A 23,469-nucleotide genomic window follows, 5' to 3' on the forward strand; every position below is an offset into this window, starting at 1 on the left:
CTGCGAAACTAACCGGCCAGCGATAAGGAGACTTTTATGTATTTGATAAATGGCGCTGAAAGTGAAACGCTTGCGGTGAACGATCGCAGCGTTCAGTTCGGCGATGGCTGCTTTACCACGGCGCGCATCGTCAGAGGCCGGGTTCAGCTGCTGTCAGCCCATCTGGCCCGCCTGCAGAAGGCCTGTGAACAGCTCTTTATCCCCTACGACGACTGGGCGCTATTAGCGCAGGAGATGGCGCATCTGGCACAGCCCCATCAGGATGGCGTGCTGAAGGTCATCATCACGCGCGGGGCGGGGGGGCGCGGATACAGCGCTGCCGGCTGCGTGAATCCCGTGAGAATCCTCAGCGTATCGCCCTGGCCGGAGCACTATCTTCGCTGGCGCGAGGAGGGGATCTCCGTGACGTTGAGCCCTGTCAGGCTGGGACGCAATCCCTCGCTCGCCGGCCTCAAACACCTTAATCGGCTGGAGCAGGTGCTGATTCGTTCTCATCTTGAGCAGACGGACGCCGATGAAGCGCTGGTCCTTGACAGCGACGGGTGGCTTACGGAATGCTGTGCCGCGAACTTATTCTGGCGTAAAGGATCCGACGTCTTTACCCCGCGCCTCGATCAGGCGGGGGTCAACGGTATTATGCGCCAGTACATTCTCGCTAAGCTGGCACCATCGCCGTTTCGCGTTGTCGAAGCCACCATGCGCCCCGAGGCGTTACGCGAAGCCGACGAGGTCCTTGTCTGTAACGCATTAATGCCGCTGGTGCCTGTTCGCCGCTGGAACGATAAACGTTGGTCCACGCGCGAGCTTTATCATTTTTTAGCCCCCTTGTGTGAGCTGTCTGATTAGCCATGAAGAAAATGTTACGTTTCATTCTGCTGTTGGTGGTGGTGCTGGGCATCGCCGCGGGCATCGGTATGTGGAAAGTTCGCCAGCTGGCGGACAGTAAGTTACTGATTAAAGAAGAGACCATCTTTACCCTTGAGGCCGGAACGGGGCGCCTGGCGCTTGGGCAACAGCTGTATAGCGATAAAGTCATTAACCGCCCTCGGGTGTTCCAGTGGTTGCTGCGCATCAAGCCTGAGCTGTCCCACTTTAAAGCCGGGACCTATCGCTTCACGCCTGATATGACGGTACGCCAGATGCTGCAGCTGCTCGCCAGCGGTAAAGAGGCGCAGTTTCCGCTGCGCTTCGTTGAAGGTATGCGGGTGAGTGACTACCTGCGTCAGCTGCGCGATGCGCCTTACGTCAAGCATACGCTGGCGGATGACAGCTATGAAACCGTGGCGAAGGCCCTTGAACTGGAACATCCCGATTGGGTTGAAGGCTGGTTCTGGCCGGATACCTGGATGTATACCGCCAATACCAGCGATGTGGCGATCCTTAAGCGCGCGCATCAGAAGATGGTTGCCGCGGTCGATAAAACCTGGGAAGGGCGGATGGAGAATCTGCCGTATCATGATAAGAATCAGCTGCTGACGATGGCCTCTATCATTGAAAAAGAGACGGCGCTGCCGGAAGAGCGCGACCGCGTCGCATCGGTATTTATTAATCGTTTACGTATCGGCATGCGTCTGCAAACCGATCCCACCGTGATTTACGGGATGGGGGAGAGTTATAATGGCAAATTGACGCGTAAAGACCTGGAAACGCCGACCGCTTACAATACCTATGCCATTAACGGTATGCCGCCCGGACCCATTGCCGCACCGGGCGAGGCCTCGCTGAACGCCGCCGCGCATCCGGCGAAAACGCCGTATCTTTATTTTGTCGCGGACGGTAAGGGCGGGCATACGTTTAACACCAACCTGGCCAGCCATAACCGCTCGGTTCAGGATTATTTGAAAGTACTTAAGGAAAAAAATGCGCAGTAACTATATCGTCATCGAGGGCCTGGAGGGCGCAGGGAAAACCACCGCGCGTGAATGTGTGGTAGAGACGCTAAAACAGCTGGGCGTTAGCGATATGGTGTTTACCCGCGAACCGGGCGGCACCATTCTGGCCGAGAAGCTGCGCAGCCTGGTGCTGGATATTCAGTCCACCGGCGATGAAGTGATTAATGATAAAGCGGAAGTGCTGATGTTTTACGCGGCGCGCGTACAGCTGGTAGAGACGGTGATTAAACCCGCTCTGGCGCGCGGTCAATGGGTCATTGGCGATCGTCACGATCTCTCTACCCAGGCCTATCAGGGCGGCGGTCGCGGTATCGACCAGACGATGCTGGCGACCCTGCGTGACGCGGTACTGGGAGACTTTCGTCCCCATCTGACGCTTTATCTTGATGTGACTCCGGAGGTGGGCCTGAAGCGCGCCCGCGCCCGCGGCGAACTTGACCGAATTGAGCAGGAGTCGCTGGATTTCTTTAATCGAACTCGCGCGCGCTACCTTGAACTGGCGGCGCAGGATCCCACCATCCGCACCGTTGACGCCACCCAGCCGCTGGAGGCCGTCGAGCGCGACATCCGTGCGGTGGTGAATCGGTGGGTTGCGGAGCAACTCCCATGAAATGGTATCCGTGGTTACGCCCGCCCTTTGAACAGCTGGTTGCCAGCTATCAGGCGGGACGGGGCCACCATGCGCTGATGGTCCAGGCGCTGCCGGGCATGGGGAGCGATGCGCTGATTTACGCGCTTTGTCGCTTTCTGATGTGCCGCCAGCCGGAAGGGCATAAAAGCTGCGGTCATTGCCACAGCTGTCAGCTGATGCAGGCCGGTACCCATCCTGATTATTATGCGTTGGCCCCGGAAAAGGGGAAGAGCTCGCTCGGGATCGATGCCGTGCGCGAAGTGAGCGAAAAGCTTTATGAGCACGCCCGGCTTGGCGGCGCGAAGGTGGTGTGGATAGGCGATGCCGCTATGCTGACGGATGCGGCGGCAAACGCGCTGCTGAAAACGCTGGAGGAGCCGCCGGAGAATACCTGGTTCTTCCTGGCCTGTCAGGAGCCAGCGCGCCTGCTGGCAACGCTGCGCAGCCGCTGTCGTTTGTATCACCTTGCTCCGCCTACAGAACGCTACGCGCTGGCGTGGTTAGAGCGTGAAGTGACGATGTCACAAGACGCGCTGCTCGCGGCGCTGCGGCTGAGCGCCAACGCGCCAGCGGCAGCGCTGGATCTGCTGCAGGATACTCACTGGGCACCGCGCCAGCAGCTTTGTCAGATCCTGGGTAATATTTTAACTCACGGCGACTGGCTGACGCTGTTGCCGATTTTGAACCATGAACAGGCCGCGATTCGCCTGCACTGGCTGGCATCGCTGCTGGTCGATGCGCAAAAAAGGCAGCAGGGGATTACGCTTATCAGCAATCCGGACGCCTGGCCACTGGTCAATCAGCTGGCCGCTGCGCTGCCGGCGGCGCGCCTGCAGGCGATTGCGCGTGACGTCAGCGCCTGCCGCGAACAGCTGTTGAGCGTTGTCGGCATTAATCGCGAACTGCTGCTAACCGAGCGCCTTCTGCGCTGGGAACATTACCTGCAACCCGGGGCGGTTCTTCCCGTATCCCACCTCTGAGAGAGACATCATGTTTTTAGTCGACTCCCATTGCCATCTCGATGGCCTGGATTATCAAACGCTGCATAAAGATGTGGACGATGTACTGGCAAAGGCTTCCGCGCGCGATGTGAAATTTTGCCTGGCGGTGGCGACGACGCTGCCGGGATACCGCGGTATGCGCGAGCTGGTGGGGCAGCGTCACGACGTCGTTTTTTCCTGCGGCGTCCATCCGTTAAACCAGGATGAAGAGTATGACGTTGAAGAGCTGCGCAAACTCGCAGCAGAGAACGGCGTCGTCGCGATGGGCGAGACCGGGCTCGATTATTTCTACACGCCGGAAACAAAAGCGCGTCAGCAGGCGTCGTTTCGCGATCATATCCGTATAGGCCGGGAGCTGAATAAGCCGGTTATTGTTCACACCCGCGATGCCCGCGCCGATACGCTGGAAATTTTACGCGAAGAAAAAGTGACGGATTGCGGTGGCGTACTACACTGTTTCACTGAGGATAGGGAGACAGCGGGTAAGCTGCTGGATATGGGGTTCTATATCTCGTTTTCCGGCATTGTGACGTTCCGTAATGCGGAGCAGCTTCGCGATGCTGCGCGCTATGTACCTCTCGATCGCCTGCTGGTGGAGACCGATTCGCCGTATCTGGCGCCGGTACCGCATCGCGGCAAAGAGAACCAGCCGGCGATGGTCAGGGACGTCGCCGAGTATATGGCGGTCCTCAAGGGCGTATCGCTGGAGCAGCTGGCACAACAGACGACTGAAAATTTCGCGACGCTTTTTCATATTGACCCCTCCCGGCTGCAACCTCTCTGATATTGCTTATTATTTTAAGGCTCGTAATTAATAGCTAAAGCGAGTAAAGTTCACCGCCACAAATGGGGCGGTGAAGGTTTTTTGGCAACATTCAGACACGAGTTATGTAAATCAATGTCAGTTTTTAATGGGTGTCTGATTGAAACGTGATAGCCGTCAAACAATCATCCCGGTAATTATTTTACTCTGTGTAATAAATAAAGGGCGCTTAGATGTCCTGTCCACGGCGCGGTTCTCCCCCCGGGCCAATGCGTGAAAACGTAAAAAAGCACCAAATACTCAGGAGCACTCTCAATTATGTTTAAGAATGCATTTGCTAACCTGCAGAAGGTCGGTAAATCGCTGATGCTGCCGGTATCCGTACTGCCTATCGCAGGTATCCTGCTGGGCGTCGGTTCCGCAAACTTCAGCTGGCTGCCAGCCGTAGTTTCCCACGTCATGGCGGAAGCGGGCGGTTCGGTCTTCGCTAACATGCCGCTGATTTTTGCTATCGGTGTCGCACTTGGCTTCACCAATAACGACGGCGTATCCGCTCTGGCATCGGTCGTCGCTTACGGCATCATGGTGAAAACCATGGCCGTGGTTGCACCTCTGGTTCTGCATTTACCTGCTGAAGAGATTGCGGCTAAACACCTGGCGGATACCGGCGTCCTCGGCGGTATCATCTCCGGTGCCATCGCAGCCTACATGTTCAACCGCTTCTATCGCATTAAGCTGCCTGAGTATCTGGGCTTCTTTGCGGGCAAGCGTTTTGTGCCAATTATCTCCGGCCTGGCAGCGATCTTCACTGGCGTGATCCTGTCCTTTATCTGGCCACCGATCGGTACCGCAATCCAGACTTTCTCCCAGTGGGCCGCTTACCAGAACCCGGTTGTCGCGTTCGGTATCTACGGCTTCATTGAGCGCTGCCTGGTGCCGTTTGGTCTGCACCACATCTGGAACGTTCCTTTCCAGATGCAGATTGGTGAATACACCAACGCAGCAGGTCAGGTCTTCCACGGTGATATTCCGCGCTATATGGCAGGCGACCCGACTGCGGGCAAACTGTCCGGCGGCTTCCTGTTCAAAATGTACGGTCTGCCGGCCGCCGCTATCGCTATCTGGCACTCTGCCAAACCAGAAAACCGCGCGAAAGTGGGCGGTATCATGATCTCCGCAGCGCTGACCTCGTTCCTGACCGGTATTACCGAGCCGATCGAGTTCTCGTTCATGTTCGTTGCGCCGATCCTGTACATCATCCACGCGATTCTGGCAGGTCTGGCCTTCCCGATCTGTATCCTGCTGGGTATGCGTGACGGTACGTCGTTCTCTCACGGTCTGATCGACTTCATCGTTCTGTCTGGCAACAGCAGCAAGCTGTGGCTGTTCCCGATCGTCGGTATCTGCTACGCGATTGTTTACTACGTGGTGTTCCGCGTGCTGATCAAAGCGCTGGATCTGAAAACCCCGGGTCGTGAAGACGCCACCGAAGACAGCAAAGCTGGCGCGACCAGCGAAATGGCTCCGGCTCTGATTGCCGCGTTCGGCGGTAAAGAGAACATTACTAACCTCGACGCATGTATCACTCGTCTGCGCGTGAGCGTGGCGGATGTGGCGAAAGTTGATCAGGCTGGCCTGAAAAAACTGGGTGCCGCAGGCGTGGTTGTTGCAGGTTCAGGCGTTCAGGCTATTTTCGGTACCAAATCCGATAACCTGAAAACTGAAATGGATGAATACATCCGCAACAGCTAAGTTGTGATATGGGGAGACTAAGGCAGCCTACGGGCTGCCTTTTTTAATGGCCGCAGGCGTTAAAAGCGCGCCCGCGGCTTTTGTCACGTTAAGCAGAGATCAGAACTGATAGCTGGCCGTAATGCTGACGTTGCGCGGTTCGCCGTAGACGATGGAACCATCGACGTTGGTGTCGTAGGTTTTGTCGAACAGGTTATTGACGTTACCCTGCACAGCAAAATTTTTAGTGACCTGGTAGCGAGTGAACACATCCACCAGCGCGTAGCTGCCTTGTTCCGCACGGAACGTCCCGTACGGCGTCGCGGTATCTTTATACACCCGGTTCTGCCAGTTAACGCCGCCGCCGACGGTCAGTTCAGGCATTACCGGCAGACGGTAGCGGGTGAACAGCTTGACGCTGGTACGCGGCAGGTTGGGATTCACCGCATTGCCTTCATTGTCTTCAGCGACAAAACGCGTCGCCCCAAAGGTCATCTGCCAGTTATCGGTAACCGCCCCGTTGATTTCGAACTCCACCCCTTTGCTTACGGTACCGTCGACGGTTTTATAGGCTGCTTCGCCATTGCTGCCGGGGATTTGCCCGCCGGTCGCCTGGCCGAGGTTATCCTGCTCGATGCGGAATAGGGCGAGCGTCGTCGTTAACCGGCTGTCCATCCAGTCCGACTTCAGGCCCACTTCATAGTTGTTTCCGGTAACCGGGGTCAGGTATTTTCCGGAACTATCGCGCTTATTCTGCGGCTGGAAGACCGAGGTATAGCTGGTGTAGGCCGACCAGCTGTCGTTGATGTCGTAAACCAGCCCGGCGTACGGGGTGGTATGGTTTTTCTCCATCGTGTAGGTTAGCGTCTCGATGCTCCAGTTGTTATAGCGGACGCCAAGAATCAGATGCAGCGGGTCAAGCAGGGAAAAACGCGTCGCCGCATACAGCGACTTCATTCGCGTGGTATCGTCCTGCGCCAGGCTCTGCGGGCCCCAGCTGGTTTCCGGGAATGTCGCGCTATTGAAGCTATAGAAGCTGCCAACCTCATCGGGAAAGACGTTTGCCCACGAACTGAAATAGCGGTTGTTTTGTTTACTGTAGCTGGTGCCGATCATCAGGTTGTGCTGGCGACCAAACAGGTCGTAGCCGCCGTCGGCGAACAGGTCAACGGCGTCGACTTTACGTTTGCCGCTATTCCAGCCGGTACCGCCGACGTAATCATAGCCCGGGCCGTAGCTGCTATAGGGGCCCACCAGCATTCCGGTCGCTTTGTTGACATACGCGTCCACGTACATCATCTTGCTGTCGAACGTGATCTCAGAATGGGTGGCATTCATCGTTGCCTGCCAGGTATCGGCAAAGCGCTGTTTCAGCGTGACGAAGACCTTGTTGATCTCTTTGTCGTTATAGGCCCAGTCGGGCGCGGTGCTGTGGGCGCGATCATAGTGGTTCTTGCTGCCATCGGTATTCCAGCGAGGCAGGCCACCCCATGTCGGGCTATTCACGTCGATACGCTGATACTCGTAGCCAGCGGATAAAGCGGACGACGTACCGAGATCGGCATCAAGAATGCCGGAGAAGAACGTTTTTTCGCTGTTATAGCGATCCAGCCACGAGTCATTGTTTTGATAACCGGCGATAATGCGCGCCCGTACGCTGCCATCGTCAGTCAGCGGGCTTTGCATATCAGCAACGTAGCGCTGCTTATTCCAGCTGCCGTACTCCGCGGAGACGTTTCCCTTGAACTCCCGGCTGGTCGCGTGCTTGCGGATCATATTGACCGACGCGGCAGGGTTGCCGGTACCCGTCAGCAAGCCGTTGGCGCCGCGTACGACCTCAACCCGTTCGAAGAGGGCCATATCGGAAAGCGCGTCGCCCAAATTCCAGCGAGATTCAAACCAGGTCGGAATGCCATCGACCATATAATTGTCGATCTCAAAACCGCGGGAATAATAGCTGGTGCGGTCTGAGTCCGCCTGGCTGCTGCTGATCCCCATGGTATGGTCCATGACGTCGCCCAGCGTTTGCAGCTGCTGATCCCGCATCCGCTGTTCGGTAATGATACTGACCGATTGCGGGATATCGCGCTGGGCCATCTCCATTTTAGTCCCGGCTGAGGTGGTTCTGACGCTGTAGTCCTGCTCTTGTGTCTCCGAGGCGCTATCTGCGGAACCTTCTACAATAATAGTGTCTTCGGACGTGCCGGCTGCCTGACTGAGGTTGGGAAAGATCGCCAGCGCGATACCCATAGCAAGCAGGGACGGCGCGTTACGCCCATCCCGAAAGTTGGTGGAGAGAGACATCATAAGCCCTTGATCGTGTGATTGTTGTTATTTGCTGCGGCGCGATGGCCGCGGTAGATCGTCAGTGCACTGTATTTGCTTTGAATGCAAATGAGAAATATACGCATTAATATTTAATGTGTAAACAAGCGGGAAAACGGCTGTACCCGGGTCTTGTTGACCGGTACCGGGGGGGCATACAGCGAAGAAACGCTTAATCCGTCAGCAGCTAAGCGCCTGGTCGCGTAAGAAAAAACGCATTCAGGTTGAAAGAGGGGGAGTAACTCGCTCATACTCTTAGGGGAATCCTGTGCATCCGCGTTTACCTGCAGAGGCAGGCCAGAGCACGGTATAAAAATTATTAAGGAATCAGTCATGGCAGAAGAAACGATTTTCAGCAAAATCATTCGCCGGGAGATCCCGTCGGATGTGGTTTATCAGGATGAGCTCGTGACCGCTTTTCGCGACATCTCTCCGCAGGCGCCAACCCATATTCTGATCGTTCCCAATATCCTGATTCCCACCGTCAACGATGTGACCGCAGAGCACGAGCTTGCCCTGGGACGCATGATGACCGTCGCGGCGAAAATCGCCCGCGATGAGGGGCTTGCCGACGATGGCTATCGCCTGATCGTCAACTGCAATCGCCACGGGGGCCAGGAGGTCTACCATGTCCATATGCACCTGCTGGGCGGCCGTCCGTTAGGCCCGATGCTGGCTCATAAAGGTTAACATTCATGCGCGCAGCCCACTTCGGCGCACTTCTGGCCGTGACGTTACTGGCCGGGTGCAGTTCGCATCCGGAAATTCCGGTCAGCGATCAGCAAAGTCTGGTGATGGAATCAAACGTACTGGCAGCGGGCATCAGCGCTGAAGTACCGACGGTGACCGCATCCGAGATTCAGGCGACGGCGACCACCCGATTGTTCAATGAACGCCAGGTACCGGTGACCGTGCATTATCGCTTTTTCTGGTATGACGCCAGAGGGCTGGAAATGCATCCGCTGGAGTCCGCGCGCAGCATAACGGTGCCTGCGCACTCTTCCGTTACGCTTTATGGCAGCGCCAATATTCTGGGGGCGCACAAGGCCCGACTTTATCTTTATCTGTAAGAGGTAATCGTAATGATTAAACTATGTCGCTATGCATTAGTTACCGCACTGGCGATATTCCTTGCCGGATGCGTGGGTCAACGTCAGGAACCCGCTCCCGTTGAGGAAGCGCAGCCGAAGCCGCAGCAGCCCGTTCAGCCGCAGCCGACTGTGCCGACTATTCCCGTGATACCTACGCAGCCGGGTCCGATTGAACACGGCGAGCAGCCAGCGCAGCCGGCGCCGCGCGTGCGTCATTTTGACTGGAATTCCGCGGTGCAGCCGATGATTGGGCAGATGCTGCAGGCCAGCGGCGTAAATGCGGGCAGCATTTTGCTGGTCGACAGCGTCAATAACCGCACCAACGGCACGTTGAATGCGGGAGAGGCCACCACGGCGCTGCGCAACGCGCTGGAAGGCAATGGAAAATTCACCCTGGTCTCGCAGCAGCAGCTGGGCGTAGCTAAACAGCAGCTTGGCCTGTCGCCGCAGGATAGCCTTGGCAGCCGCAGTAAAGCGATGGGTATTGCGCGTACCGTTGGCGCACAGTACGTGCTCTATTCCAACGCGACCGGCAACGTCAATTCCCCTGAGCTGAAAATGCAGCTAATGCTGGTACAGACCGGCGAAATTATCTGGTCAGGCAAAGGTGCTGTTCAGCAACAATAAGCTCACGCGCGACGAAGTGCTGTCGCGCTTTTTCCCGCGCTATACGCCTGTCGCCGCGCCGCCCCAAAACGGGCTGAGCGGCGGCAGCTGCATTCTCAGCGATGGTCGGCAAAAGCGGGTGCTGCGCCAGCCGCACGATCCGCATGCGCCGGCCTGCGATTTTCGCCGTCAATATCACGTTCTGTCACGCCTTCCCGATTCGTTAGCGCCCGCGCCGGTGTTTTATTCTCCCGCCTGGATGGTGGTGGAATATTGCTCAGGCGATGTGGTTAACGCATTACCGGAGTGTCCGGCGCTCGCAGGGTTACTGTATCATCTGCACCGACAGCCGCGCTTTGGCTGGCGTATCGCGCTGCGGCCGCTGCTTGAGCGCTACTGGCAACAGTGCAGCCCCGCGCGGCGCACACCGCAGTGGCTACGTTGGCACAAACGGCTGCTGCGTCGCGGCGAGCCCCGGCCGCTGCGTCTCGCCCCGTTACATATGGATGTCCATGCGGGCAACATCGTTCACGGCGAGGCGGGGCTGCGGCTGATTGACTGGGAATATGCGGGCGATGGCGATGTTGCGCTGGAGCTGGCGGCGGTGTGGATCGAGCCCGCCGCGCATCGTCGGCTAGCCGCAGAATACGCGAGACGGGCGAGCATCGATGAGCTTCAGCTCTGGCGGCAAATTCAGCGCTGGCGTCCGTGGGTGCAGCTGCTGATGGCGGGCTGGTACGAGCGACGCTGGCAGCAAACCGGTGACCGACAGTTTATTGCGCTGGCGGATGAGGTATGGCGCCAGTTAGACAAAAAGTAAAAGGATAAGAGAGGTGGATGTGGGCCCGGTAATGTTGGATGTCGAAGGTTTTGAACTGGATGCGGAAGAGCGTGAGATTCTGGCGCATCCTTTGGTTGGCGGGCTGATCCTGTTTACCCGCAACTATCACGATCCGGCGCAGCTGCGTGAGCTGGTCCGCCAGATCCGCGAGGCCTCGCGCAACCATCTGGTGGTGGCGGTAGATCAGGAAGGCGGGCGCGTACAGCGTTTCCGCGAGGGCTTTACCCGCCTTCCCGCGGCGCAATCTTTCGCCGCGCTGCTCGGCATGGAGGAGGGCGGTAAGCTGGCCGCAGAGGCCGGCTGGCTGATGGCCAGCGAAATGATCGCCATGGATATTGATATCAGCTTTGCGCCGGTTCTGGACGTTGGGCATATCAGCGCCGCTATTGGCGAGCGATCCTATCACGACGATCCCGACAAAGCCCTGGCGATAGCTCGTCATTTTATTGACGGCATGCACGCCGCGGGAATGAAAACCACCGGTAAGCACTTTCCCGGACACGGCGCGGTGACGGCCGATTCCCATAAAGAGACGCCGCGCGATCCGCGCGCGGAAGCGGAAATTCGCGCCAGAGATATGGCCATCTTCCGTACGCTGATTGGCGAGCAGCGGCTTGATGCGATCATGCCCGCTCACGTCATCTACAGCGACGTTGACCCGCGTCCGGCCAGCGGATCTGCGCACTGGCTAAAAACGGTTCTGCGCGGTGAGCTGGGATTTGAAGGGGTGATTTTCTCTGACGATCTGTCGATGGAAGGGGCGGCGATTATGGGCAGCTACGCCGAGCGCGGCCAGGCATCGCTGGATGCGGGTTGCGATATGATCCTTGTCTGCAATAATCGTAAGGGTGCGGTCAGCGTGCTGGATAACCTGTCGCCGATCAAAGCAGAACGTGTTACGAAATTGTATCATAAAGGTTCCTTTAGCCGTCAGGCGTTAAGGGATTCCGCCCGCTGGAAGACGATCAGCGCGCAGCTTGAGCAGCTTCACGCGCGCTGGCAAGAGGCGAAATCCGCGTAATAAACCTGAAAGGCGTTGTTGTCTGGTGAGGATGCGATGATTATCTATTTACATGGTTTTGACTCAAACAGCCCCGGTAACCATGAGAAGGTGCTTCAGCTTCAGTTTATTGACCCCGATGTTCGGTTGATTAGCTACAGCACGCGGCATCCCAAACATGATATGCAGCACTTATTAAAAGAGGTCGATAAGATGCTGCAGCTGAGCGCCGACGATCGGCCGCTGATTTGCGGCGTGGGTCTCGGCGGCTTCTGGGCGGAGCGAATTGGCTTTCTTTGCGATATCCGCCAGGCCATTTTTAACCCGAACCTGTTTCCCAATGAAAACATGGAAGGGAAAATTGATCGGCCGGAAGAGTATGCGGATATTGCCACCAAATGCGTGAATAATTTCCGCGAAAAAAACCGCGATCGCTGCCTGGTGGTGCTATCTCGTCAGGACGAAGCGCTGAATAGCCAGCGTTCGGCGGACCTGCTGCACCATTACTATGAGATAATCTGGGATGAAGAACAGACCCACAAGTTCAAGAATATCTCCCCGCATCTCCAGCGCATAAAAGCCTTCAAAACCCTCGGCTAAACGCGCGCCGGCCCGCAATGTGAAAACATCGCGGGCTTTTTTTATTCATTTTTGCGATTCTGCGCTCAAAAAATATGCGGTAAAACTTGATGCATATCAATTTTGGTATGACCAATGCACCGTTCATGTTATTCTCGATCTCGCTGAATGGTTTCACTGCCGTAACCTGTTGTTAATTAAAGGTTATATGTATAACTTTTAGTTAACAATTGGTTAATAATTTTAGGGGGTCGCGTGACTACGCCATTGAAAAAAATAGTGATTGTGGGTGGTGGTGCCGGTGGGCTGGAGCTGGCTACCCAGTTGGGTAAAAAGCTGGGCCGTAATAAAAAGGCCAAAATCACGCTGGTTGATCGTAACCACAGCCACCTGTGGAAACCGCTGCTGCATGAAGTGGCGACCGGTTCACTTGATGAAGGTGTAGACGCGCTGAGCTACCTTGCTCACGCCCGTAACCACGACTTCCAGTTCCAGCTGGGATCGGTGGTGGATATTAACCGTGAAACCAAAACGATCACCCTCGCCGAGCTGCATAACGAGAAGGGCGAGCTGCTGGTGCCCGAGCGTAAGCTGCCGTACGACACGCTGGTCATGGCGCTGGGAAGTACGTCGAACGACTTCAACACGCCTGGCGTGAAAGAGAACTGCATCTTCCTCGATAATCCGCATCAGGCGCGTCGTTTCCATCAGGAAATGCTGGATCTGTTCCTCAAGTATTCGGCGAACCTCGGGGCGAACGGCAAGGTGAATATCGCCATCGTCGGCGGCGGCGCGACCGGCGTTGAGCTGTCGGCCGAGCTGCACAATGCGGTGAAACAGCTGCACAGCTACGGCTACAAAGGTCTGACTAACGAAGCTCTGAACGTGACGCTGGTTGAAGCTGGCGAGCGTATTCTGCCCGCGCTGCCGCCGCGCATTTCCGGCGCCGCGCACAGCGAGCTGACCAAGCTTGGCGTCCGCGTATTGACCAAAACCATGGTCACCAGCGCCGATGCAAACGGTCTGCACACGAAAGAAGGTGAATTTATCAACGCTGACCTGATGGTCTGGGCGGCCGGGATTAAGGCGCCGGACTTTATGAAAGAGATTGGCGGTCTGGAGACTAACCGTATTAACCAGCTGGTGGTCGAACCGACGCTGCAAACGACGCGCGATGCGGATATTTACGCCATCGGCGACTGCGCGTCCTGCGCCCGCCCGGAAGGCGGTTTTGTCCCGCCGCGCGCTCAGGCTGCGCACCAGATGGCGACCTGCGCCCTGCACAATATTCTGGCGCAGATGAAAGGTAAGCCGCTGAAAGCTTATACCTATAAAGATCACGGTTCGCTGGTGTCGCTCTCTAACTATTCCACCGTGGGCAGCCTGATGGGCAACCTGATGCGCGGTTCAATGATGATCGAAGGTCGCATTGCGCGCTTCGTCTATATCTCTCTGTATCGCATGCACCAGATTGCGCTGCACGGCTACTTTAAAACCGGCCTGATGATGCTGGTAGGACGTATCAACCGCATTATTCGTCCGCGCCTGAAGCTGCATTAATGTCTCTGGGCGGCAAAGCCAGAAGGTTTTGTCCGCCCGTTTGCTTTTCGCATTAAGAGACTCATAACCAGAATATCCTCCTTTCCTTGCCGGGAAACCCTCTCAGATTCCTCCGAATCCCGTTGATTTGCCACACGTTCACGCACTTTTCATCCGCTTTCTTATTTGCAAGCCTGATGCCTGGATTGCAAAATTACGGGCAATAGCAACGAAGGAGGAAGTCCCGTGAATAAATCAATGTTGGCGGGTATAGGAATTGGCGTGGCTGCCGCGCTGGGCGTCGCAGCCGTTGCCGGTCTTAACGTGTTAGATCGCGGCCCGCAGTATGCACAGGTAGTATCCAGTACGCCGATAAAAGAGAGCGTCAAAACCCCGCGTCAGGAGTGCCGGAACGTCACCGTGACCCATCGTCGACCGGTGCAGGATGAAAACCGCATCGCCGGATCCGTGCTGGGCGCGGTGGCCGGTGGGGTTATTGGCCATCAGTTCGGCGGCGGACGCGGCCGCGACGTTGCCACCGTTGTGGGCGCGCTGGGCGGCGGCTATGCCGGTAACCAGATTCAGGGCTCAATGCAGGAAGGGGATACCTACACCACGACGCAGCAGCGCTGCAAAACGGTGTACGATAAATCAGAAAAAATGCTCGGCTACGATGTCACTTACAAAATCGGCGACCAGCAGGGCAAAATCCGTATGGATCGCGACCCTGGTACGCAAATCCCGCTGGACAGCAATGGCCAACTGATTCTGACTAACAAAGCGTAAAAAAGATGTGTATCTTTATTCGCCCCTCAGGCTCTCTGGCTGAGGGGCTTTTTTTATCAGAAGCTCAAAGCGTAGTTCAGGCCGAAGGTGCGTCCGCGACCTTTATACTCGTAGAGAGAGCTGCTGCCGTAGGTCGGGCTATACAGCAGCGGCGCGCGCTGGCCCCAGAGGGTGACATAATCTTCATTGAGCAGGTTCTCAATGCTGAAGGTCAGCTTGCCGAGAGGGAGCGCGTAGCTGCCGATAAAGTCTACCGTATTGTAGCCGTCGAGCTTATTGCCGCTGGCATCGCTGATATCAAACACCTGCTGGCTCTGCACCCGCAGCGACCACGGCTCCGGCGCCCAGCCAACCCACGCGGTGGCTTTTGACGGCGAGGCGAGAGTGACGTCCCACTTCTGCCAGCTACCGTCGCTTTTCACCTGCGATTTCAGTACGTTAAAGTTAGCTCCGGCGCTCCAGTCGCTGTTCGGGAAGTAGTAGTCCACCGCGCCCTCTACGCCATAAATACGGCGTTTATCGGACTGCACATCGATGGTCATATCGGTACGGTTAACGACGATCGTTTTATCGGAGGTCGAGTAGTAAGCCGCCAGCTGAGTGCGTAGATTATCGCCGGTGTAGCGCCAGCCCAGTTCGTACGAGTTAACTTTAATTCCCTGCAGCGGCGAATCGCCAACGTTCACGCTTGAGAGAAGCGGAAGATGGCCGTTGACCGCCGCGCCGTACTTACCGATGCCGTAGTATTTGCCCGGATCCGGCAGCTCAACGCCCTGGGAGAAGTTAAACCAGGTCTGCTGACGATCGGTGAGATGGGCGACAATCCCGGCGTTAAACAGGAAGTTGTCGTAATCGGTTTTTCCGCCCGGAATGGCATCCGCAGAGCTGACCTTGCCGCTGGCGACATCCTGCTGTTGGGCATAGCCGACAAAATCATCGACCCGGTTTTCCGTCCACTGATAACGTACGCCGCCGCTGATAGTGAAGATGTCGTTCAGGTCATAGCTGGACTGCAGGAACGGCGCCAGGTTGGTAATGCTGTAGCCGGGATAACGGCCGGTGGTGTAGATAGCCTGGTTATTCAGACCGCCGGAAGACATAGACTGGCCCAAATCGAAGAACATCTGATTGGCGTTGAAGGTTTCGTGGTCGGCGTCCACTCCCCAGGTCAGATCCCAGCCATCCAGCGGTTGGCTATTCAGGGTGATCTTCGCGCCGTACTGATCGGTATCCTGTTTTGAAGAGGAGAAGCTGCTGACCTGGCCTTTGCTGAGCGTAGGGAAAGGGTAAAAAGTCAGGGATTCATCACGATAATAGACCTGGCTGACCAGATTCTGGCCGAGGAAATCGGCATCGGAATACTGCAGGCTTATCAGGTGACGTTCGGTGCCGGGGACGCGGTCGGAGTTCAGGCCATCGGTGGTAAAGGCTTTGCCGTCGCCGGTCACCGCCGACATATTTTTCCCGAGGTACAGACCGTAATCGTCGCCCTGGCTTTTATAGTACTGGGTTACCAGCTGCAGCTGACGGTTCTCGTCAATCTCAATGGTTCCCGTTCCCATCACATCCAGGCGGTCGGAATGTTGAAGCCCGGTCTGGGTATTATCAAGGATCAGCGCATCATTATTGCCATCATACCAGCCGCCAAAACGCTGATAGGCGACCGATAAACGGCCGGAAGCGTGGTCGGTACCGCCGCTGACCGCTGCCGCCACGCGTTCATCATGATCGTTGCTGTTGGCAAAACCGGTTTTGCTCCCCAGCTCCAGGTCGACCTGGCGCTCCTGCTGGCCCTTTTTGGTGACGATATTAATAAGGCCGCCGGTACTACCACCGCCGTACAGCGATGTGGCGCCGGAGATCACCTCGATATGCTCAATGTTAAACGGATCGATAGAATCCAGCTGGCGGCTATCGGTACGGGAAGAGTTAAGGCGAACGCCGTCAATCAGCACGACAATCGCGCGGCCGCGCATATTCATGCCGTAGTTGGTGCGTCCCTGGCTGCTGACGTCGATGCCGGGGATCAGCTGCGCCAGCACGTCTTTAAATTCTTTTCCGCCCTGAACTTGCTGTTCAATTTCCTGGCCTTCGATAACCCAGGTGGTCTGGGCCATTTCAGCGACGGTGCGGTGCGTTCGGTTTGCGCTGACGATCATGCTGTCATCAGCGGCCCAGGCGGGCAGGGCGGTTGCCAGCAGCAGTGGGTTAAGCACCCAGAGACGCTTGTTCATGCTCATTCCTTTTATGAGTTTATGCCCGTCATTCTTCAAGTTGCAGGTGTGTTGACTGCGGATTACTCGGCCCATCCATGGGCCTCGCCCCTACGGGGCCAGCGCTAGCGCAGATCAAGGCACAAGCGCCATGTCCTGCAACTCGAATTATTTAGGGCTTACGATATCGTTGTTTTCGTTATTCGGTACGGGCGTACCGGTTGTTACATGGTGAAATATACAGAAACGTTTAAGACTGAATTTTGCCCGTATTGATTATTGTTATCAATATCATTCTCGCGAAATGAACAAAATAAATGACTGAAAACATTGCGTTATGTAGGGATAAAGGGGAGGGGAACCGGTGGGGAGCCCACCGGTAAGCGAGGTCTTAGCGCTGAAGAACCTGGGGCCACAGACGCAGCGTGGTCTCGGCGATTTGCATGATTTTAGTGAAGTCGGCGCCTTCGCGGGCGCTGATCGACATGCCTTGTAATATGCAGTTGAGGAACTGCGCCAGCTGACGTACGTCACCGTCTGGCGGCAGCTCGCCGCGCAGCTGCCGCTGCTGGAGAAACTGCGTTAGCGTCTGTTCCTGCATTGCGTGCCGGGACTTAACGGTATTGGCGATATCGGTGGACGCCGCCGCCAGCGCTGCGGAGGTATTAATCATAAAGCAGCCTGCCGGCGTTTCTTTGCTGGTAAAGCAAGTCGCGACGGCGGTGAAGTAGTCGCGTAACGCCCGATCGACGCTTTTCTCTTCGTCAAAGAGGAGCGCTTCGTGCCTGGCGGCAAAACGCGCGATGTAGCGATCCAGCACCGCGCGAAACAACCCCTCTTTATTCACAAATTCCGCGTAAAGCGTAGGCGCTTTTGCGCCCGTCGCCTCCACTAAATCGGCGAGAGAGGTCGCTTCATAGCCGTGCTGCCAGAAGAGTGTCATGGCCTTATCCAGCGCCGCTTCCCTGTCGAACACTTTAGGTCGGCCACGGCTTTTTTTCGTGCAACTTTGAACGTCAGTTGTCATGGTGCCGCTGTACCTGTGTTGGTTTGTTGAAAGGGCATTATAAAAATAAACCTTACGTGCTACCAGCGATGTTGCTCTAAAAATAAATAATTCATATATGTATGAATTTTAAGCTGTTTATAAATAGTTAAACGGTCGTTATAAAAATAGTTTGACGTGTGATGTGGATCACATTATCATTTCCCTATCGATCGTTAATTAAATGCGTTCGCCCCCTACAAAAACATTCATCTGCACAGGTATAACAATCATGAAAAATGTTAAAACACTCGCTATCGCCGCTGTTCTTAGCTCACTCTCTTTCGCCAGCTTCGCCGCTGTAGAAGTTCAGTCAACGCCGGCGGGTCAGCATAAAATCGGTACCGTTTCCGCCTCAGCCGGGACCAACCTGGGTTCGCTGGAAGATCAGCTGGCGCAAAAAGCGGAAGAGATGGGCGCAACCTCTTACCGTATTACGTCCGTAACCGGTCCTAACACCCTTCACGGGACTGCGGTTATCTACAAATAATTTTTTGAACTACCCCTGTTATGCCACTGACCACGCGCGGATCTGACCCCCTTCAGCAGTCCGCGTAAAGTAAGAAGTACGTTGTTCTCTGACGAGAGGCGGTGCCCACCCCTTATATGGCGCCGCAACCCGCAGAAAAGCAGGACCCTGTTTGATTATTGCCATAAAAAAACCGCCTCAGTGAACTGAAGGCGGTTTTTTTTCGTCGGCAGTTTAGCGAACTAGAGCGGCTGCTCCGTTACGCGATGGTGGCGGGTGACGTCAATCGGCATGCCCGAACGCAGCATCATCGCGCGTTCCATTACCTCGGTGTCGGTCAACTGTGCCTGCTTAAACGCCTGCATGCTGTCGGTAAGGGTAATGGGCAGCGTCTGCGGGTCGTCATCAATATGTTTTGACAGCGGCTGATGGACCTCCACCAGACGGGTGCCGTTCGGCTCCACGGACACCTTGATTGGCGTATTGATAATCGTCACCCTGGTGCCAGGGGTGATTTCGTTGTACAACGCTTTGATGTCGTCATCGCGCAGGCGAATACAGCCGGAGCTGACGCGCATGCCGATGCCGAAGTCGGCGTTGGTGCCGTGCAGCAGATACACGCCGCCGTACGCCGCCAGGCGAATAGCGTGGTGCCCCATGGGGTTATCCGGGCCAGCGGGCATGACGGCGGGCAGGTCAATGCCCATTGCTTTATAGCGGGCGCGAATATTGGCCGTCGGCGTCCAGGTCGGGTTGGCGCGTTTGTCGGAGACGGTGGTGACCATCGTCGGCGTGATGGTATCGCCGCCGAGCTGACCAATGCCGATAGGATAAACGGTCACTTCACTTCTTCCTGGCGGATAGTAATAGAGGCGAAGTTCGGCCAGGTTAAGGACTAATCCTTCGCGCGGCGCGTCGGGCAGCAGGGTTTGCAGCGGAATCGTCAGCACGCTACCGGCTCGTGGAACATACGGATCCACCCCGGGGTTAGCCTGGAGCAGGGCCAGAAAACCGACGTTGTACTTTTTGGCGATCGCTTCGAGCGAGCCGCCGTTATTCTCGACGACATGAAACTGGTTTTGCCCGACCAGACGGCTGCCCGGAGGCGGCAGGGGCCAGGTATTGGCGCGAGCGGGCAGCGCCAGCGCGGCGGCGATAGCCATCATCCCCAGCCAGAGAGAAATTCGCGTAAAGCTTTTCATCACCCTAATTCCATAATAAGTAAGTGGTTATTTTTATACGAAAAGTCCCTGAGATTATGGCGAAGAGAGTGTCTGGAAGTTCAGAGGGATTGCAAAATGTTTGTAAATTTTGCCGAACAAGTGGGGAGGGGCGGGATACGACGCACAGGCCGTATCCCGCTTGCTATCAGGCGGCGGCGTTCTCTTCGAGCTGGCGCATAAACTGGCGCACCCACTCCATCCGCGTTTTACGCTCGGCAAGGTCCTGCGTAAACTTGAGGCGCGTTGGGCCATCCAGGCGATAGTGCTGAGGCTGCTTTTGCAACAGGCCAATCAGCCACATCGGATTCACGTTATTCTTCTCGTTAAACTCAATGGTGCCGCCCTTTTCGTTGCTCTCCAGCTTGCGGATCCCCAGCTTCTGCGCCTGCTGGCGCAGTCGGGCGATATCGAGCAGGTTTCTTGCCGGGTCGGGCAGCAGGCCAAAGCGATCGATAAGCTCGACTTTGATCTCCTCCAGCTCATTCTCGTTCTTCGCGCTGGCAATGCGTTTGTAGAACGACAGGCGCGTATTCACATCCGGGATAAAGTCATCCGGCAGCAGCGACGGCATCCGTAGCTCAACTTCGGTCTGCTGACTGGTAAGATCCTCCAGCGAGGGTTCGCGGCCTGCTTTCAGCGCGTCAACGGCATTTTCCAGCAGCTCCATATAGAGGGAGAAGCCGATGGTTTCCATGGAACCGCTCTGATCCTCGCCCAACAGTTCACCCGCGCCGCGAATTTCGAGGTCATGCGTTGCCAGAGCGAAACCAGCTCCGAGATCTTCCAGCGATGCAATAGCCTCAAGGCGTTTTTGCGCATCGGTGGTCATCGCCTTCGGATGCGGCGTCAGCAGCCAGGCATAAGCCTGATGGTGCGAACGACCGACGCGACCGCGCAGCTGGTGCAGCTGTGCGAGACCGAAGTGATCGGCGCGTTCGATAATAATGGTGTTCGCCGTTGGAATGTCGATCCCGGTTTCGATAATGGTGGTGCACACCAGTACGTTAAAGCGCTGGTGATGGAAATCGTTCATCACCCGTTCGAGTTCGCGCTCGCGCATCTGGCCGTGACCGATGGTAATGCGCGCTTCCGGCACCAGCTCCGCCAGCTTCTCGGCGGCTTTCTGGATGTTTTCCACGTCATTATAGAGGTAGTAAACCTGGCCGCCGCGCAGTACCTCACGCAGGATCGCCTCGCGGACCACCAGCGCGTCATATTCGCGGACGAAGGTTTTGACCGCCAGACGGCGGGCGGGCGGGGTGGCGATGATCGACAGATCGCGCATACCGCTCATCGCCATATTCAGCGTACGCGGAATAGGCGTGGCGGTCAGGGTCAGGATATCGACGTCGGCGCGCATCGCCTTGATGCGCTCTTTATGGCGCACGCCAAAGCGGTGCTCTTCATCAACAATCAGCAGGCCGAGATCGCGCAGCTTAACGTCCGGCTGCAGTAGTTTATGGGTGCCGATAAGAATATCGACTTTCCCTTCCGCGACCTGCTCGAGGATCTGCGCCTGCTCTTTGGCGCTACGAAAGCGCGAGAGCATCTCGATGCGCACCGGCCAGTTGGCGAAGCGATCGCGAAAGTTATCGAAGTGCTGCTGGGCGAGTAGGGTGGTCGGCACCAGCACCGCCACCTGCTTATGGTTTTCAACCGCCAGAAACGCGGCGCGCATCGCCACTTCCGTTTTGCCGAAGCCGACATCGCCGCACACCAGACGGTCCATCGCCAGCGGCTGACACATATCGCTCAGTACGGCGTTAATAGCCTGCGCCTGATCGGGCGTGGTCTCGAACGGGAAGCCGTCGCAGAACAGCTGATATTGCTCTTTATCATGTTTAAACGCGTAGCCCGCTTTCGCCGCACGCTGGGCGTAGATATCCAGCAGTTCGGCGGCCACGTCGCGCACTTTCTCCGCCGCTTTCTGCCGCGCCCGCGCCCAGACGTCGCCGCCCAGTTTATGCAGCGGCGCATTCTCTTCCGCGCCGCCCGCATAGCGGCTAATCAGATGCAGCGACGACACCGGCACGTACAGTTTGGCATCGTTGGCGTAGGTCAGCATCAGGTATTCGCCGTTGATGCCGCCCGCTTCAAGGGTGGTCATTCCGGCGTAGCGCCCAACTCCATGCTCAAGATGCACCACCGGTTGGCCGATATGCAGCTCCGCCAGGTTACGAATCAACGTATCGGGATTGATGGTGCGGCGAGAGTCCTGACGACGGCGCGCGACGCGCTCGCCCAGCAGGTCACTTTCGCAAATCAGCGCCAGATTACGCTGGCTATCGACGAAACCATGCTCGGCGGCGCCGATCATCAGATAGCGGCCATTACCCGTCGCCTCTTCAAGACGCAGGATATGCTTTGGCGCGATCTTAATACGCGCCAGCATTTCGCCAAGCGCCTCTCGACGCCCCTCGCTCTCGACCGAAAAAATCACCGGCCCGCTGAAGGACTCGAGGAATCGGCGCAGGTTATCCAGCGGCGCTTTGTTCTGCGCCTGGATCGCCAGCTCGGGTAATTTCTGATAACCGAGATTGGTGTTGGCGGCTTTTTCCGCCAGACGCTCGGTTTTGAGCTGGACGCGCGGCCATTTTTTGAGCTCGCTAAACAGCTCATCGCTGCGCAGCCACAGCTGTTCCGGCGGCAAAAGCGGGCGCATCGGGTCGACGCCGCGGTTTTCAAAGCGGGCGCGGGTTTCGTTCTGGAAGCGTTCGGCGCTGGCCTCCAGATCGCCGGTATTAACGATCAGCGTTTTCGCCGGGAAATAGCTGAACAGCGGCGGCAGCGGCTCGTTAAAGAACAGCGGCTGCCAGTATTCGATTCCTGCGGGCAGCGTGCCTTTACTGACCTGCTGATAGATATGCTCGGCGTCGCGTTTGACCTCAAAGCGGTCGCGCCACTGGCTGCGGAATAGCTCGATAGCGGCCTGATCCGTCGGGAATTCGTGCGCCGGAAGCAGGTTAATGCTGGCGACTTCCTCCAGCGTACGCTGGCTGTCGACGTCGAACAGACGCAGGCTGTCTATCTCATCATCAAAAAAATCGAGACGGTAGGGCTGCTCGCTGCCCATAGGAAAAAGGTCAAGCAATGCGCCGCGCGTGGCGTACTCGCCGTGCTCCATCACCTGGTCGACGTGACGATAGCCGGCGCTATCCAGCTGGGAGCGCAGCGCATCCCGCGACAGGCGCTGGCCTTTTTTCATCACCAGCGCGTGGCCGTGGAGGAAATTATGCGGACAGACGCGCTGCATCAGGGTGCTGACCGGGATAATCAGTACGCCGCGTTCCATGGTCGGGAGCTGGTACAGGGTGGCGAGACGGGAAGAGATAATGTCCTGGTGCGGGGAAAAGCTATCGTAGGGGAGGGTTTCCCAATCCGCCAGGCCCGCCACCATGCTATCGGTAAACTGCCTGATTTCATCATTCAGACGCAGGGCGTTTTGCATATCGGGGGCAATCAGTACCACCGGTCCGCCGTGGCGCTCGGCCATTTCCGCCACCAGAGTGGCGCAGGCCGCGCCGGTCAGTTCGCCAATCTGGCGCTGATCGCCGGCTTTAACCGGCAGAGAGTATCGGTATTGTTCAGGCATAGACGGTATCATGATCTCTTGGGTATTCGCTCTGCCGATATGGAGGGCAACTCGCTGATATTCAATAGTGAGATTATCCGCGATCGACCCGGATTCGCCAACCCGTATCGCAAACATCCTGTCGTGGCCAAAAATGTAACGA

20 protein-coding genes are annotated in these 23,469 nt (G+C 56.7%); 15 read left to right on the forward strand and 5 right to left on the reverse strand.

Annotation, left to right across the window (positions count from 1 at the left end):
- Positions 1–36 precede the first annotated feature (36 nt).
- The 6 genes from pabC (at position 37) to ptsG (ending at position 6,039) form a co-directional block, all read left to right on the forward strand.
- A complete protein-coding gene (pabC, locus tag ABLU88_RS00065; RefSeq protein WP_025106910.1) occupies positions 37–846 on the forward strand; it encodes an aminodeoxychorismate lyase in 810 nt (269 codons plus the stop codon).
- Positions 847–848: 2 nt separating this feature from the next.
- On the forward strand, positions 849–1,871 hold the full coding sequence (gene yceG, locus ABLU88_RS00070) for a cell division protein YceG (protein WP_103814015.1): 1,023 nt from the start codon (positions 849–851) through the stop codon (positions 1,869–1,871).
- Positions 1,861–2,502: a dTMP kinase gene (gene tmk / locus ABLU88_RS00075; RefSeq protein WP_025106911.1), complete on the forward strand. Its 642-nt coding sequence runs from the start codon at positions 1,861–1,863 to the stop codon at positions 2,500–2,502. Before yceG ends, tmk begins: the two co-directional genes overlap by 11 nt.
- Positions 2,499–3,503: a DNA polymerase III subunit delta' gene (holB, locus tag ABLU88_RS00080; RefSeq protein WP_032749598.1), complete on the forward strand. Its 1,005-nt coding sequence runs from the start codon at positions 2,499–2,501 to the stop codon at positions 3,501–3,503. Before tmk ends, holB begins: the two co-directional genes overlap by 4 nt.
- Positions 3,504–3,513: 10 nt before the next feature.
- Positions 3,514–4,308 carry a metal-dependent hydrolase gene (locus tag ABLU88_RS00085; RefSeq protein WP_032749596.1) on the forward strand — a complete coding sequence of 265 codons (795 nt, stop codon included), beginning with the start codon at positions 3,514–3,516 and terminating at the stop codon, positions 4,306–4,308.
- 297 nt (positions 4,309–4,605) lie between these two features.
- Positions 4,606–6,039 (forward strand): PTS glucose transporter subunit IIBC, encoded by a 1,434-nt coding sequence (gene ptsG / locus ABLU88_RS00090; RefSeq protein ID WP_014228844.1) that lies wholly within the window; start codon positions 4,606–4,608, stop codon positions 6,037–6,039.
- 99 nt (positions 6,040–6,138) lie between these two features.
- On the opposite strand, the gene fhuE is transcribed toward ptsG, so the two are convergent.
- A complete protein-coding gene (gene fhuE / locus ABLU88_RS00095) occupies positions 6,139–8,322 on the reverse strand; it encodes a ferric-rhodotorulic acid/ferric-coprogen receptor FhuE (RefSeq protein WP_103814019.1) in 2,184 nt (727 codons plus the stop codon).
- A gap of 354 nt (positions 8,323–8,676) precedes the next feature.
- On the opposite strand from fhuE, the gene hinT reads away from it, so the two are divergent.
- The 8 genes from hinT (at position 8,677) to ABLU88_RS00135 (ending at position 14,785) form a co-directional block, all read left to right on the forward strand.
- Positions 8,677–9,033, forward strand: a complete 357-nt coding sequence (gene hinT, locus ABLU88_RS00100; RefSeq protein ID WP_004849924.1) for a purine nucleoside phosphoramidase — start codon at positions 8,677–8,679, stop codon at positions 9,031–9,033.
- A 5-nt stretch (positions 9,034–9,038) separates the two neighbouring features.
- Positions 9,039–9,413: a YcfL family protein gene (locus tag ABLU88_RS00105; RefSeq protein ID WP_014228846.1), complete on the forward strand. Its 375-nt coding sequence runs from the start codon at positions 9,039–9,041 to the stop codon at positions 9,411–9,413.
- Between the two features lie 12 nt (positions 9,414–9,425).
- Complete coding sequence (gene lpoB / locus ABLU88_RS00110) at positions 9,426–10,061, forward strand: penicillin-binding protein activator LpoB (protein ID WP_014228847.1); 636 nt, start codon at positions 9,426–9,428, stop codon at positions 10,059–10,061.
- A complete protein-coding gene (thiK, locus tag ABLU88_RS00115; RefSeq protein ID WP_046876503.1) occupies positions 10,042–10,860 on the forward strand; it encodes a thiamine kinase in 819 nt (272 codons plus the stop codon). Before lpoB ends, thiK begins: the two co-directional genes overlap by 20 nt.
- 31 nt (positions 10,861–10,891) lie before the next feature.
- Positions 10,892–11,902 (forward strand): beta-N-acetylhexosaminidase, encoded by a 1,011-nt coding sequence (gene nagZ / locus ABLU88_RS00120; protein ID WP_029946910.1) that lies wholly within the window; start codon positions 10,892–10,894, stop codon positions 11,900–11,902.
- Between the two features lie 36 nt (positions 11,903–11,938).
- On the forward strand, positions 11,939–12,481 hold the full coding sequence (ycfP, locus tag ABLU88_RS00125; protein ID WP_004849931.1) for an alpha/beta hydrolase YcfP: 543 nt from the start codon (positions 11,939–11,941) through the stop codon (positions 12,479–12,481).
- 234 nt (positions 12,482–12,715) lie between these two features.
- Positions 12,716–14,020, forward strand: a complete 1,305-nt coding sequence (locus ABLU88_RS00130; RefSeq protein WP_004849932.1) for an NAD(P)/FAD-dependent oxidoreductase — start codon at positions 12,716–12,718, stop codon at positions 14,018–14,020.
- A 225-nt stretch (positions 14,021–14,245) separates the two neighbouring features.
- Complete coding sequence (locus ABLU88_RS00135) at positions 14,246–14,785, forward strand: glycine zipper 2TM domain-containing protein (RefSeq protein ID WP_004131424.1); 540 nt, start codon at positions 14,246–14,248, stop codon at positions 14,783–14,785.
- Between the two features lie 56 nt (positions 14,786–14,841).
- Here ABLU88_RS00135 and ABLU88_RS00140 read toward each other — a convergent pair whose 3' ends face one another.
- Complete coding sequence (locus ABLU88_RS00140) at positions 14,842–17,019, reverse strand: TonB-dependent siderophore receptor (RefSeq protein ID WP_049071768.1); 2,178 nt, start codon at positions 17,017–17,019, stop codon at positions 14,842–14,844.
- 370 nt (positions 17,020–17,389) lie between these two features.
- Positions 17,390–18,025 carry a TetR/AcrR family transcriptional regulator gene (locus ABLU88_RS00145; RefSeq protein ID WP_004849937.1) on the reverse strand — a complete coding sequence of 212 codons (636 nt, stop codon included), beginning with the start codon at positions 18,023–18,025 and terminating at the stop codon, positions 17,390–17,392.
- A gap of 250 nt (positions 18,026–18,275) precedes the next feature.
- On the opposite strand from ABLU88_RS00145, the gene bhsA reads away from it, so the two are divergent.
- Positions 18,276–18,533: a multiple stress resistance protein BhsA gene (gene bhsA / locus ABLU88_RS00150; protein WP_004131427.1), complete on the forward strand. Its 258-nt coding sequence runs from the start codon at positions 18,276–18,278 to the stop codon at positions 18,531–18,533.
- Positions 18,534–18,754: 221 nt separating this feature from the next.
- Here bhsA and ABLU88_RS00155 read toward each other — a convergent pair whose 3' ends face one another.
- Complete coding sequence (locus tag ABLU88_RS00155; RefSeq protein ID WP_048261592.1) at positions 18,755–19,714, reverse strand: L,D-transpeptidase family protein; 960 nt, start codon at positions 19,712–19,714, stop codon at positions 18,755–18,757.
- A 166-nt stretch (positions 19,715–19,880) separates the two neighbouring features.
- Positions 19,881–23,327, reverse strand: a complete 3,447-nt coding sequence (mfd, locus tag ABLU88_RS00160) for a transcription-repair coupling factor (RefSeq protein ID WP_064380800.1) — start codon at positions 23,325–23,327, stop codon at positions 19,881–19,883.
- Positions 23,328–23,469 lie beyond the last annotated feature (142 nt).

It is taken from the genome of Klebsiella sp. GW_Kp182, from assembly GCF_040062275.1.
GTDB lineage: Bacteria > Pseudomonadota > Gammaproteobacteria > Enterobacterales > Enterobacteriaceae > Klebsiella > Klebsiella michiganensis.